General features: G+C 53.3%; 9 protein-coding genes. 3 read left to right on the forward strand and 6 right to left on the reverse strand.

The window, feature by feature from the left end:
* Positions 1 to 28 precede the first annotated feature (28 nt).
* Genes B9Y58_RS00510 through aroE form a run of 6 tightly spaced genes read right to left on the reverse strand, consistent with a single transcriptional unit; the run spans position 29 to position 6,836 of the window.
* The gene (locus B9Y58_RS00510) at positions 29 to 1,474 is read right to left on the reverse strand and encodes a glycosyltransferase (protein WP_073053363.1); all 1,446 of its coding nucleotides are present in this window, start codon (positions 1,472 to 1,474) and stop codon (positions 29 to 31) included.
* Positions 1,443 to 2,264 (reverse strand): phosphoribosylformimino-5-aminoimidazole carboxamide ribotide isomerase, encoded by an 822-nt coding sequence (gene hisA, locus B9Y58_RS00515; protein ID WP_073053365.1) that lies wholly within the window; start codon positions 2,262 to 2,264, stop codon positions 1,443 to 1,445. Before hisA ends, B9Y58_RS00510 begins: the two co-directional genes overlap by 32 nt.
* Positions 2,264 to 3,295, reverse strand: coding sequence for a hypothetical protein (locus tag B9Y58_RS00520; RefSeq protein WP_233247785.1), 1,032 nt, complete (start codon positions 3,293 to 3,295; stop codon positions 2,264 to 2,266). The genes hisA and B9Y58_RS00520 overlap by 1 nt, the downstream gene beginning before the upstream one ends.
* Before the next feature lie 35 nt (positions 3,296 to 3,330).
* Positions 3,331 to 4,314 (reverse strand): GDP-mannose 4,6-dehydratase, encoded by a 984-nt coding sequence (locus B9Y58_RS00525; RefSeq protein WP_073054670.1) that lies wholly within the window; start codon positions 4,312 to 4,314, stop codon positions 3,331 to 3,333.
* 22 nt (positions 4,315 to 4,336) lie between these two features.
* The gene (gene aroB, locus B9Y58_RS00530; protein WP_073053369.1) at positions 4,337 to 5,947 is read right to left on the reverse strand and encodes a 3-dehydroquinate synthase; all 1,611 of its coding nucleotides are present in this window, start codon (positions 5,945 to 5,947) and stop codon (positions 4,337 to 4,339) included.
* Between the two features lies 1 nt (position 5,948).
* On the reverse strand, positions 5,949 to 6,836 hold the full coding sequence (aroE, locus tag B9Y58_RS00535; RefSeq protein WP_369827919.1) for a shikimate dehydrogenase: 888 nt from the start codon (positions 6,834 to 6,836) through the stop codon (positions 5,949 to 5,951).
* A 97-nt stretch (positions 6,837 to 6,933) separates the two neighbouring features.
* Between aroE and B9Y58_RS00540 the strand changes: the two genes are divergently transcribed.
* From B9Y58_RS00540 to uvrA, 3 genes are all read left to right on the forward strand, one after another.
* Positions 6,934 to 7,869 carry a magnesium transporter CorA family protein gene (locus tag B9Y58_RS00540; RefSeq protein WP_073053371.1) on the forward strand — a complete coding sequence of 312 codons (936 nt, stop codon included), beginning with the start codon at positions 6,934 to 6,936 and terminating at the stop codon, positions 7,867 to 7,869.
* A 23-nt stretch (positions 7,870 to 7,892) separates the two neighbouring features.
* Positions 7,893 to 8,903, forward strand: a complete 1,011-nt coding sequence (locus B9Y58_RS00545; protein WP_144066145.1) for a fibrobacter succinogenes major paralogous domain-containing protein — start codon at positions 7,893 to 7,895, stop codon at positions 8,901 to 8,903.
* Between the two features lie 63 nt (positions 8,904 to 8,966).
* Positions 8,967 to 14,279, forward strand: coding sequence for an excinuclease ABC subunit UvrA (uvrA, locus tag B9Y58_RS00550; protein WP_085534720.1), 5,313 nt, complete (start codon positions 8,967 to 8,969; stop codon positions 14,277 to 14,279).
* The last annotated feature ends 52 nt before the right edge of the window (positions 14,280 to 14,331 follow it).

The raw sequence follows: 14,331 nt of genomic DNA on the forward strand, positions 1-14,331 counted from the left end.
CAGAGGTGCGTGGCACCGAGCTCGTTGCTCATATCCCGTATGCTTCGCGTTTCAGCTTCCTGAAGAATTCGAACTGGGCCTTGGTCGAAGATTCCATGGTGTACTTGAGGCTGCGTTCATGTGCGACCTCGCGCATTTTGGCGTAGGTTTCGGGCTGCTCCAGGTACAGCTTGCGGGCATCTTCCAATGCGTTCAGCCAGGCGTCTTCGTCAATCGGCAAGATTCGGCCTGCGGCTTCATCCATCACGATGTCGTGCGGGCCGCCGTAATTGCTCACGATCGCGGGCGTGCCTGTAGACATGGCTTCGACGACCACGTTTCCGAATGTGTCAGTAACGCTCGGGAACAAGAAGAAGTCGGAATCGGCGTAAAGGCTTGCGAGTGTTTCTCCGCCCTGTTCGCCTGCAAAGTGCACGCTGTTGTCGCCTTCAAAGAACTTCTTGATTTCTTCGAGGTACCAGCCGTAGCCTACGTACATGAGCTCTACGTCGTTGTGTTTTTCTGCAAATTTTTTCCAGACTCCGTTCAAGAATTCCAAGTTCTTTTCTTTAGAAATGCGCCCGATGAACGAGAATCGCACCTTGCGGTTTTCGTTCTGGATTGCCTCGGTTGCGCCGTTGTACTTTTCCCAGACGCCCTTGCCGCGCATGGCTGGCGAGAACTTTTCGAGCGGGAGACCGCGGGGCAAAATCTGCACCTTGTTTTCGGGCACCTTCAACTGCGTCGTGAGAATCTTGGCGTAGTCCTTGCAGGGGCTAACGACGGGCTTGGTCATGCCGTAGAAAATCTTCATGAGCCAGAGAACAAAGTGGAACATCCATTTTGCTTTCACGAGCGTGCGGGTGTAAGTCGGAACGTCGGTGCGGTAATGGCTAAAGACTTTGATGCCGGCAACTTTGGCGCAGAAGCATACGAGCCAAGCGCCCGGACTCGGCGTTTCAAATTCAATCAAGTCGACGGGGTAGCGCTTGAGCAGGCGAAGTACCGGGCCCACGCGTGGAATGGCAAGTTCGCTGTTCGCATACCCGAGCTGTTCCATGCTGAACAGGCGCGGGAGTAAAATACAGTAGCCGTTTTCGACGACACCGCAGGGGCGCGTGTTGAAGGCGTTCCCGGCGAGAAACGCGTGCATGCCGTGGGCGCGCATGTAGGGAATCACGTTTCTCAGGTTGTTCGCGATTCCGTTCGTTTCATCCAGATTGTCCGAATAGAAAAGGATTCGTACGTCGTCGGCGGGGTGCTGCTTGCGTTCCTTTTTCAGGTAAGAGCGGAGCTTTAAGAGCTTGGGGATGTTTAGAATGAGTGAGCCGAAAACAATAGGCGGAATCATGCCCGTGCGCAGATTTCCGGGGGGCTGGTGCTTGAAACCGAACATCTTCTTGAAGGTGCTCGTGACGGTGCGTCCAAAGATAGCCGGACGCGTATCTAAAACGTCGGAGGCTTTAAACTTTGTTGAATTTGACGCAGTCGGCATACTTCACTCCTTTGCCACCGAACAGGTCCAAGGCCGATCCGATGGTGAGATCAATCGTTCCGTTAGAAATTTGTTTGCAGTGCTTTAAGTCTTCAAGCGACTTGGCGCCGCCGGCGTAGGTGCAAGGAATGGGACTGTGCTCGGCGAGGAACATAATCAGTTCGTCATCCATGCCCTGCTGCTTTCCTTCGACATCGGCGGCGTGAATCAGGAATTCGTCGCAGTAGCGCGAAAGGTCTTCGAGCGTTTCCTCGTTGACTTCGATGTCAATTAAAGTTTGCCAGCGGTTCGTGGCGATTTTCCAGCGGGGGTGTGCTTCGTCCGGATCGTCGATTTCGTCGTCGGGGACAAATTGCTTTTTCTTCGCGGAACTCACACGTTTGCAGCTTAAATCGAGCACCAGGTGTTCCTTGCCGACCGTTTTAGAAAGCAATTCCAAACGTTCGCGGCCCAACTTGCCTTCGGGGAAAATCCAGCTCGTTACGATTACATGAGATGCGCCTGCATCCAGATATTCCTTTGCATTCTCGGCGGTAATGCCGCCGCCTACTTGCAGTCCGCCAGGGTAGGCGGCGAGTGCTGCTTTTGCGGCGTCTTCGTTCCCTTTGCCGAGCATAATTACATGGCCGCCCTTAATGCCATCTTTCTTATAGAGTTCTGCGAACCAGGCGGGGGAGCGGTCCGTTTCAAAATTCGTCTTGAGACCCGTGCCGCTGTCATTCAGCGAGCTGCCTACAATCTGCTTTACACGTCCGTCGTGCAGGTCAATGCATGGGCGAAACTTTGTCATTAGTCTTTAACTCCGGTAATGCACCAGTCTAATTTCTTTCCGTGGCTTGCGTCGCTCCTACCCCTGTAAAATAGAACTTCGCCGCCAGCGGCAATCTTGAAGGCCTTCTTTGCGATCCAGCCGTCTACTTTGTCTAAAAGGCTTGCCTTCTGGAGCGTCTTGGCGACGCTGAACTTGAGTGCGGGAACGCTTGCGTCTTGCCATTCGAAGGTCAAGTCGCTCTTGGCGAATTTTTTGCCGCTATAGTTGTCGCTGCCGTCCTTGATTGTCTTGGGGTGCGCGACCTTGATTCCGGATTCGTCTTTGTAGAGCGCGTATCCGAAGGGCTCGCCTTTTTCGGTGAGCGAAACGCGGCCGGCAAACAGCGGGGAGCGTGCGCTTGTGCTAAAGTTAATGGAGCGTACGGCCATGTCGGTTGCCTGCACGGTTTGCCAGGTCTGATCCATGTAGGCATATCCCTTCACGGCAATCGTGTCTTCGTTGTAGGCGATTTTGCCTGCGACGCGACCGTAAGGAATATGCACGTATTGTCCGAAACTTTCCTTGCCGATTTTCCACACGCCGTTGCCGGGGACTTTCCCGACTTCGGCCGATTCAAAGGTCACGTCAAGCAGAAATTTGCCACCCTTGTCGGCGGTAAAGTACACGCGGTGATCTTTGCCCGGCTTGTGCTCCATTTTGTATTCGCCCTTGATGTCGATTGTAGCAGATGCCTTGTCGGCTTTAAGGCGTTCGGGCGGATACTGGCGGCCTACGGTATAGGTCTTGCTCTTGAAATTCCAGAAGCTCATGTCGCAGGCGACTTTCTTGCCGGAGCCCGGAATATGGAGCGTGGAATAGTTGATGAAGGCTCGGGTGCCGTTGTCGAAAACGAACTGATAGCTCCAGGTTTCGTTGAATTCCTTGGCGTTATTCTGGTGCGGCATGAAGTCGTCGACTGACACGCTACGCACGGAACCCTGCGGCGCAACCACATCGCCTGCAAACGCAAACGACGCGCAAAACAAAAACGCCACAAAAAGAACTATCATATTTTCACTTCTCATACTACACCACACATTCCACATTACAGTCTCAAGTCTTGTCCCATGCCGAGTTTGAGTTCTGTACGACGGCGTAATACCATTTCGTTGAACAGGTCGGTCAGGCTGTCTTCGACGCTAATCATCGGCTTCCAACCCATGTTCATTGCCTTGGTGGGGTCGCCAATCAAAAGCGGAATGTCGTTACTGCGTTCGTAACCGGGGTCAAAACGGAAGTCGACGCTGACTTCTGCGATGTCGACGAGCATTTCGGTGAGTTCGCGGAAGGTGTAAGACTTGCCGCAGCAAAGATTGTAGGCTTCGCCCGGTTCAGATTGGTTCAAAAGTTGAATCATGCCGCGTGCCACATCGCGCACATCGATTACGTCGCGGCTAATGTCGAGACTGCCCGAATAAATGGTCGGCTCTGCACCGTAATACTTGATTTTGACAAGCTGGTAGGTAATCGAGGGAATTACGAAACGGCGACTGTGGTGCGGGCCCGTAAAGTGGAAGGGGCGGGCAAAAACCACGTGCAGTCCGTAAGCGTTCTTGAACTGGTTGCCCAAAAGTTCCATGCAGGCTTTGGAGGTTGCATAAGGCGTAAGCGGATTCGGGGCGTCCGATTCTTTGTGCAAGTAGGTAAGCTGATGATCGGTGCGACCATAGATTTCACTTGAACTCAGAAGCATCACTTTAGCTTTGGGACAATTCTGGCGCACGGCTTCGAGCAAGTTCTGCGTGCCGAGCAAGTTGATGTTCAGCGTTTCGTATGGTTTCTTGTAGCTGAGCCCCACCGACGATTGACTCGCCAGGTGGTAAATGTGCGTGGGCTGCACGAACTGAATCACGTCTTGCATGTGTTTGAAGTTCAGCAAGTCGCCGTTCAGGTATTCGACGCCTTCGACTTTCTGCCAGGGCTGCGGCTGTTCGTCGCTAAAACTGTACAGATCGTGGGTGGTTCCCACAAGGCTCGACAGAATGTGGTAGCCCAGGGCTCCTGTTCCACCAGTTACAAGAATACTCATATTCATACACTCCTATTGAGCATTACTTAATAGCTCCCCAGCTTTGAGTAATGATATCTTTATCGATGTTGCTTACTTTTTCAACTTCTCCAATCTTAGTGGGCAAGATGTATACACGCTTGCCCTTTTCTGCCTTCTTGTCAACAGCCATGGCGTCCCATGCGGCTTCCGTATCGATATCGTATTTCTTCGGGAATCCGAGGTCGTCCAAGAGTTTGTTCTGACGAGCTTCTTCTTCGGCGCTGATTTTGCCGAGGAGAACTGCCGCGCGGGCGGCCACGCGCATGCCAAGCGACACGGCGATGCCGTGGGTGAACACGCTGTAGTGCGTCAAGTTTTCGATAGCATGCCCGAAGGTATGCCCGTAATTCAAAATAGCACGAAGTCCCGCTTCCTTTTCGTCGATGCCGACGACTTCGGCCTTGATGGCGCAGCTGCGGTAAATCAGGTGCTTGAGTACGTCGAGGTCGTGAGCCTTGATACGCTCGACATTTTCTTCCATATAGCGGAAGAATTCTTCGTCGTAAATCACGCCGTACTTCACGATTTCGGCAAGGCCCGCCAGGTATTCCGTTTCGGGCAAGGTGCTGAGCACGGCGAGGTCGCAGACCACCGCTTTGGGCTGGTAGAATGCGCCAATCATGTTCTTGCCTTCGGGGTGGTTCACGGCAACTTTCCCGCCCACGGAACTATCGACCATGCTCAAAAGAGTTGTCGGGAACTGGATGAACGGAATGCCGCGCTGGTAGGTGGCAGCACCGAAGCCTGCCATATCGCCGACCACGCCACCGCTAAACTGCAACAGGCAGCTTTTGCGGGTGTAGCCGCGGTGGAGCATAAAGCTGAACAGCTGGTTCAGGTTGTGAAGCGTCTTGTTCTTTTCGCCGGCCTGGAACTTGAAAATCGGGCAGCGTCCGGCCTGGCCTCTCAGTTCGCCAATCATCTGGCTTTGTACCTTGGCGATGTTTGTGTCGGTGCAGACCAAGAAATCATGATTCGGCGTGAGCTTGAGGCTTTCAAGCAAAACGCCTGTTTCGGGAATAATGTTCTTGCCGATAAAAATGGGGTAGCGTCCGCCGCTGCTCGGGCACACGTCCAGCGCATGGCTGTTCCAGAAATTCAAGATGTACAGGATGCGTTCGATTACGTGGTCTTCGGTGTATTCGTCGGAACTTTCCACGCTAAAATCGGCGTTCGCATAATTCTTTTCGCGTTCCTTGAGCATCACCTTGATTTTTTCGAGGCGTTCTTCGTCGCTCAAGTTGGCAAGCAACGGGCGCGTGTTCTTGCGGCCAATGCGTTCCGAAAGCACTTCGGGCTTTGCCCACAGACGAATGATGGTGCCGTTTTCGCGGATGACCTTGAGGTTGTCCGGCTGCGTGAGTGCGCCACCGCCCAAAGAAATGATGTGCGGGGTTTCTTTCTTTGCAAATTCGGCAACGACTTCGCGTTCCATTTCGCGGAACTTGGCTTCGCCGTCCTGTTCAAAGATTTCGCTGATGGTTTTACCTGCGCGTTCGACGATAACGGCGTCGGTATCCACGTAGGGGCGGTTTAACCGTTCTGCCAGGGCGCGTCCGGTGCGGGATTTTCCACTTGCCATGAATCCGGTGAAAAAGATGTGCTTGTTCATGTTAACCCTGCATTCCTTTACGCATAATCTGTGCGAGTTCGTCGTTCGTCTTGTTTTTAGTTTCTTCGGGGAACCACTTTCTAAAGCTTTCGATACCCTGGTGTACCAACATGCCTTCGCCGGTAACGACCTTGCAGCCTTTTGCCTGGGCGGTCTTTAGCAGCTTGGTCATGGGCGGCGTGTACACGATGTCCATCACGGCCTGACCTGAGTGCAATGATTCTTCGGTCAGGGGGGACTTGTCTTCGTTTGGAGTCATGCCCACGGAGGTCGCATTGATGATGATTTCGATGCTCTTGGATACGGTCGGAAATTCATCGAACGTGGCGACTTGGACCTGGGGTGCCTTGCCGTTAAAGAACTGGTTCAGGCTGTCGGCGAGCGCAGCCCCTTTTTCGCGGTTACGGCACACGATGGTGAGCTGGTTCTGCATTTCGGCGAGCGTGTAGGCGATTGCCTTGGCGGCCCCTCCGTTTCCGAGCAGGGCGACTTTCTTGTTCGAAGGTTCTACGCCCGATTCCTGTAGGTTGCGGATGCATCCGTAGGGGTCGGTCGTGGTCCCGCACAGGGTCCCGCCGATAACGCCATCTTTCCAGTATAGCGTATTGACGCTGCCGGTAAACTTCGAAATGTCCGAAAGCTCGTCCACAAGGTCCATGACCGGGGTCTTGTACGGAATCGTGACGTTTGCCCCGCGGAACTTCATGGCCCTAAAACCCTTGATGGCATCGGCCAGGTTTTCGGGCTCCGGGGCGTAGGGCAAATAGGCCGCATTGATGTCTAATGCCTCAAAAAGGGCATTGTGCATCAATGGTGATTTGCTATGCCCAACAGGATGTCCAAAAATACAGAGAGTTTCGGACTTTCCATTCAATTTCAACTGGCTCAAAAAAAACCTCTTTTTTTACGATATAAAGATATATAAAATTATTGGGAAAGAATGCTAATTTTTATATATTTGAGGCCGTTCGATAAAGGGGGCTCCTATGCTCAAGAAGTATTACAGAATCGAATCAGGGCGCCTCGCCAGCGCTCCGAACGAAGACGCAGCCGACATCGTGATGATGGGTTCCTTGAGCCAAGAGCAACGAAGTGTGCTCGTTAAAGAGTATGAGATTACGGAACATACCATAGCCTCTGCATTCGACTCGGACGAACTTTCCCGTATTGAGTACGACGACGATTTTACGACAATCGTGTTTAAGAAGCCGAAGAACTATTCGGCAAGCGACAACTTCCAGTTCCGTGTAGAATCTTTCGGTATCTTCATTTTTAAGGATTGGGTGTTGCTTTTGACCGACTCCGACATTCCGGTAATGGACGAAAAGCGCTTTTCGAAGATTGACAGCTTGAACACTTTTGTGCTTCGCGTGTTGAGCTACGCCATCTTCCACTTCAACGAACACTTGAAGATTATCAACCGCATTAACGACGAATTGGAACAGAAACTGCGCACGGCCATGGAAAACAAGTACCTGCTTAGCATGTTCAGCTTGAACAAGGGCTTGATTTACTACGTGAGTGCTTTGAACAGCAACGACACGCTTCTTAAAAAGTTGCAGATTGGCCGTAGCCTGAACTGGACCGAAAACGAACGGGAACTGCTGGACGATATCGTCATTGAAAACCGCCAGAGCCTGCAGCAAGCTGAAATTTACGCCAACATTTTGACGTCCATGATGGATGCTCGCGCAAGTGTCATCAGCAACAATGTGAACACGCTGATGAAAAACTTGACGATTGTGACGATTTCTATTTCTCTCCCGACGTTCTTCGCTAGTTTGTTCGGTATGAACGTGAAACTGCCCTTCGGCATGAACGGAGACGCCACTGTGGGTTCGCCGGTAGCGTTCTGGGCGATTATCGCCGTGTGTATCTTGTCGGTGATTGTGTTTACCGCTTTCTGGATGCGTCGTAAATAGATTTGCTCTTAGTAGGTGGGGACTTGAGAAACTATTTGTTTGGAATATCGCTGCTTGCGCTTTCGGGTTCACTGCTTTTTTGGGCGTGTTCCAGTGAAAACGGTTATACGCACGATGTCAATTCCATTGTGGATCTCGAAAATGAGTCTGATGACGAGTTGACGGATTCCGCCGAGGTTTCTGAATTTGACGGAATCCCCGAGGCAAAAGACGGTGTTCTGTACTTCCAGCAGCCAGGGACTTCGACTTCAATGCCCAAAAGGAAATCGTCATCCTCATCTGCTGTTTTGGAGTCGTCCTCTTCGGTTGTAGCGAGCTCGTCTTCTGCCGTTAATCCGATTTCCTCATCCTCTTCGGTTGTTGCAAGTTCATCTTCTGCCACCCTGGCATCTTCTTCTGATATATTGGAATCTTCATCTGCTGATGCTGTTATCAATGTGTGGGACTGGAGTATTTTGGCAAAAGACTATTTGAATCCCAATATTGTATACGATTTGGTAGTTGATACACGTGACTGGCAAGTATACCATGTCGTGAATATTGCAAACCGCAGGTGGATGGCGCAGAACCTGAACTATAATGGCGAAAAAGTGGAAGGTGAAAGTTGGTGCTATGATGATATAGAACAACATTGCGAAGTGACGGGACGCCTTTATACGTGGAAAGCGGCAAAGGTTGCGTGCCCTGAGGGTTGGAGTTTGCCTTCTCCGCAAGAATGGCAGGAGTTGCTTGATTCTTGTGGTAGCACTAGTGCAGCGGGCCGAATTTTGAAATCAACGATTGGGTGGTTTAAGAACGGTTTCGGTAACGATGGAAACGGTACGGATTCATTAGGCTTTTCGGCTATTCCTGCTGGCTTGAGGTCCACGGATGGGAAGTATAGCGAATTGGGCAATGCGGCTCGTTTCTGGACGAGTAAGGGCGACACTTATGCTGATTATGTGTCTATGTATTACGCAGATAGGGCTGCGTGGTCGTATCATTACGTAGACATGGGCTTTTCGGTTCGCTGTATAGAGGTCCTGACGGAATAGGTTTTCTACACAAATGTTCACTAAAATTAGACGGCTAAGCCGTCTTTTTCTATATTGCGGCACATGACAAAGTCTATTGAAATCCGCGACGCGCACGAACATAACCTCCGCCATGTGAACCTTTCCATTCCCCGCGATTCCATCGTGGTGGTAACTGGCGTTTCCGGTTCGGGCAAGTCGAGCCTCGCGTTCGATACGGTGTTCCAAGAAGGCCAGCGCCGTTTTGTGGAGTCGCTCTCGGCGTACGCGCGCCAGTTCATTGGCCGCATGAAACACCCCGAGGTAGAGAGCGTGCGCGGTATTTCGCCGACGATTTCGATTGACCAGAAGACGGTGAACCGTAACCCGCGTTCGACGGTGGGTACGGTGGTGGAGATTTTGGACCATTATCGCTTGCTTTTTGCCCGCCTCGGCGTGCCGCATTGCCCCGATTGCGGGCGAGTAATCCAGGCGCAGACGGTGGACCAGATTGTTGATAATTTGTATGTGAGTGATGAAGGCAAACAGATTACGGTGATGGCGCCGATTGTGCAGGAGCGCAAGGGCGAATACCGCAAGGAACTGGCCGAACTCAAGGAAAACGGCTTTGTGCGTGCCCGTGTGGACGGCACGATTTACAGGCTTGAAGAAGTGCCTGCGCTGGTGCGTTACGAGAAGCACACGATTGAAGCGGTGATTGACCGCTTGACGCTGGAACGCAAGAACATGAGCCGCCTGCGCGAGGCGCTGGAAGGCGCTTTGAAACTGACCGACGGGAAGCTGGTGAGTTTCTTGCTGTCGGCGGGCGGTTCTGCAGGTGCGGGGGATGCGTCGCAGACTGGAAATGCGTCGGCCAAGGAAGAATACCGCCTACAGGGTACGCTGCTCGCTTGCCCCAAGTGCGGTATCTCCATCCCGGAACTGGAACCGCGGTTCTTCAGCTTTAACGACCCGAAGGGCCGCTGCCCCGCCTGTAAGGGTATGGGCGAAAGCTTCAAGTTTGATTTGGACTTGATTATCCCGGACAAGACGAAATCGATTAAGGACGGCTGCATCGCGACGATCAAGAAGGATGACGGCACGCTGATTTTCAGCGACTTCGGCCGCCGCAACTTGCGCAACATCGCGAACGAGATGCATTTCTCGCTGGATACGCCGTGGAACAAGCTCAAGAAGGCGCAACAGGATGCCGTCTTGTACGGCACGCCCAGCGGGAGCGAACGGGGAATCATGCCCATCATGGAAGAACTGTGGGACATGTGGCACATTTACCACTTCCGCAAGTACATGCAGATTGGCGTTTGCCCTGAATGCCACGGCACGCGCATCAACCGTACGGCGAATGCGGTCACGTTTCATGGAGTGAATCTGACTGAGATGACGGAATGGTCCGTCGAGAAGTCGGTGGAATTTTTCAACAAGATTGACTTGTCCGAAAAGGAAAAGCGAATCGGCAAGGAAATTCTGAAAGAAATCCGCGGGCGTTTGAGTTTCCTGAATGCGGTGGGGCTGGGGTACTTGACCATCAACCGCAAGGCTTCTACTTTGAGTGGCGGCGAGGCCCAACGCATTCGTTTGGCAAGTGCCGTGGGCGCCGGCCTGCAGGGCGTGCTTTACGTGCTTGACGAGCCGAGCATCGGGCTCCACCCGCGCGATAACGATAAACTGCTCGGGATGTTGGAACATTTGCGTGCGCAGGGCAATTCCCTGATTATCGTGGAACACGACGAAGATACCATGCGCCATGCGGACTGCGTGATTGACGTGGGGCCGGGTGCCGGCGTGGAAGGCGGTCGCGTGATTGCGGCTGGAACCGTCGAGGAACTCGAGAAGAACAAGGCTTCGCTGACGGGCGCTTATTTGAGTGGCCGTAAGGCAATCGAGATTCCCGAGAAGCGCAAGAAGATTGACAAGAATACGCCGAAACTCAAGATTTGCGGTGCGGCGGAAAACAACCTGAAAAACATTGATGTGGAAATCCCGCTCGATGGCGCGCTCACGGTGGTGACGGGCGTTTCGGGCTCCGGCAAGAGTACGCTGATTAACCAGATTCTGCGCCGCGAACTGGCCCGCGTGTTCTATAACTCCGAAGAACCGGTAGGCAAGTTCGACCATCTGGAAGGCCTCGAAAACATCGACAAGGTGATTGAAATCGACCAGACGCCGATTGGCCGCACGCCGCGAAGCAACCCGGCAACGTACACCAAGATTTGGGACGATATCCGCGACCTTTTCGCCAGCATGGAAGAAAGCAAAATTCGCGGTTACAGCAAGAGCCGTTTTAGCTTCAACGTGAAGGGAGGCCGCTGCGATGCCTGCGAAGGCGCGGGCGTGAAAATCGTGGATATGCACATTTTGCCCAGCGTGCAGGTGACTTGCGAAGTCTGCGGTGGCAAGCGCTTTAACGATGCCACGCGCGAAGTGTATTTCAAGGGCAAGAACGTCTCCGAAATTTTGGACATGAGCATTGCCGATGCAGCGGAATTCTTCAAGGATATTCCGAAGATTGCAGAACCGCTGAATTTGCTTGTGGAGGTGGGCCTCGGCTACCTCACTTTGGGCCAGCCTTCGACAACGCTCAGCGGCGGTGAAGCGCAGCGCATTAAAATTGCTTCTGAACTGCGCCGCCCGGGTACCGGCAAGACGCTTTACCTGCTCGACGAACCGACGACGGGCTTGCACTTTGAAGATATCCGCAAGCTCATGGATTGCCTGAATCGCCTGCGCAGCCTCGGCAACAGCGTTGTGATTATCGAACATAACCTGGACGTGATCAAGTGCGCCGACTGGATTATCGATTTGGGCCCGGATGCGGGTATCCACGGCGGTCGCGTGATTGCGACAGGTACGCCGGAACAGATTGCGAAGAGCAAGAAGTCCGAGACGGGTAAGTACCTCGCGCCGGTGCTTGCGAAAAAGCACGGCGAAAATCGGCATTTTGACCGCACGCTCAAGGGCGGCGAAGACTTGTCGCTCGATATCGAGGTGCATGGCGCCCGCAAGCACAACCTCAAGAACATCGACGTGACGATTCCGCGTCACAAGCTTACGGTGGTCACAGGCGTTTCGGGCTCTGGCAAGTCGAGCCTTGCTTTCCATACGCTGTTTAGCGAAGGCCAGCGCCGCTTTGTGGAAACCTTGAGCACGTATGCCCGCCGCTTCTTGGGCCGCCCTGACCACGGGAGCATCGATTCGATTTCGGGCTTGGCTCCTGCGATTGCGATTGACCAGAAGAGTGCGAGCAAGAGCCCGCGCTCTACGGTGGCGACCCTCACCGAAATCTATGATTACTTCCGCATTTTCTGGGCGAGGGTCGGCACCCCGCATTGCTTGAAATGCGGGAAGCCCGTGTCTTCGTACAGCGCGGGCGACCTGATGCAATACGCCTTCGACCGCGACTTGAACAAGAAAGTCACGGTGCTTGCCCCGTTCGAAATCAAGGATGTGCTGAAGCTTTCCAAGATTCTCACGGAAAAGGGTTACCGCAAGGTTTACCTCGGCGATAAGCTGGTGGAACTCCCGCTGCCGAAGATTCCGACCCGCGAAAAGCAGTTGTTCGCTGTGGTCGATACGGTGGTGGTCAAGGAAGAAAATCGCGCCCGCTTGGTAGAAGCCTTTGAACGCGGTTACCGCGACGGCAATGGAATCCTTTATGTGGAAGACGAAAAGGGCGGTCGCTTGGCCTGCTCCGAAAAGCCGGGCTGCCCCGATTGCGGCTGGTACATGGATTCGGCGCTGAACCCGAAGCACTTCAGTTTCAACACGCACTGGGGTGCCTGCGAAACCTGCCTTGGCCTCGGCCACTTTAAGGATGGCGAAGTTTGCCCGGATTGTCACGGCGAACGCTTGAAACCGGAATATCTGGCGGTCCGTATCGGCGACAAGAACATTATGGATGTGAACCACATGAGCATCGCCCAGGCGCTCGAATGGTTCAGCAACGAAAACTTCAAGCGCGACAACTTCGGAAAAGACAAGAATGCCGACGGTAAGATGACGGTTGCCGAACCTTTGCTCCGTGAAATTGTCGGTCGTCTCAATTTCTTGAAGGGCGTGGGCCTTGGCTACATTGGCCTCGACCGCGCGGGCGACACGCTCAGCGGTGGTGAATCTCAGAGAATTCGCCTCGCAAGCCAGATCGGTAGCGGCCTCGAAGGCGTGCTCTATGTGCTTGACGAACCCACGGTGGGCCTGCACGAAAGCGATACTGCCATGCTGCTCGATACGCTTTACCGCCTGCGCGATTTGGGAAACACGCTCGTGGTGGTGGAACACGACATGAAGATGATGCAGGCGGCCGACCACATTATTGACATGGGCCCGGCGGCGGGCGAGTTCGGCGGTGAAGTCGTCGCCGAAGGTTCTCCGGAACAGCTTTCCAAGCCTTATGCCTTGCAGCAGTTCCCGCGCAGCGAGACTGTCAAGTATTTGACGCACACCATCCCGATGGCGAATGAAATTGCGGCAAAGCCCATTACCGATTCCACGGAATTCTACGAATTCGAAAAGTTGAATCACAACAACCTTAAGAATTTGTCTGTAAAATTCCCGAAGGGCGCGATTAGCGTTGTCTGCGGTGTTTCGGGTTCGGGCAAGAGCTCCATGGTCATGGACGAAATCTACCCGCGCCTCAAGAAGAAATTCCAGGCACGCGGTCGCAAAAAACAGAGCGGCGAAGTGTTGCTGGTGGACCAGAGCCCGATTTCGGGGACGCCTCGCAGCACGCCCGCCAGTTTTACGGGCGTGTTTGACGAAATCCGTAGGCTATTCGCCAAACTGCCGCAAGCCAAGTTGAAGGGCTTTGATTATGGCCGCTTCAGCTACAACTTGGCTCGTGGCCGCTGCGAGGCCTGCGAGGGCCGCGGCGCCATTTCGGTGGAAATGCACTTTCTTTCGGACGTGTGGGAAGTCTGCGATGTCTGCGGCGGCAAGCGTTACAATCAAGAAACGCTCACCGTCACGTTCAAGGGCAAGAATATCGCCGATGTGCTCGACATGCGCGTGGCCGAAGCTTGCGAATTCTTCAAGGACCAACCTAAAATTCTCCCGAAACTGGAATGCTTGCGCGATGTGGGCCTCCCGTATGTAAAGCTCGGCCAGTCTGTCACCACGCTCAGCGGCGGCGAATCCCAACGCCTTAAATTAGCTGCGGAACTTGCCCGTAAACCTGCCCAGGAAATGGTCTACCTGCTCGACGAACCGACTACAGGCTTGCACCTCAAGGACATTCAAATTCTCTGGAACATGCTCCGTAAACTCTCTGCTCGCGGCGATACGGTTATCGTTATCGAACACCACCCGGACATTATCCGTCTCTCGGATTGGAAGGTGGAATTAGGCCCGGTTGGGGGATCCGAAGGTGGCCATCTGCTCAAAATGGGGGTGAATCAAGGCTAGAAACGGCGTCGTTATGTGAAAAAAAAGAAATATTTTTATATTTCATTTTGAT

It is taken from the genome of Fibrobacter sp. UWB15 (assembly GCF_900177705.1).
Taxonomy (GTDB): Bacteria; Fibrobacterota; Fibrobacteria; order Fibrobacterales; family Fibrobacteraceae; genus Fibrobacter.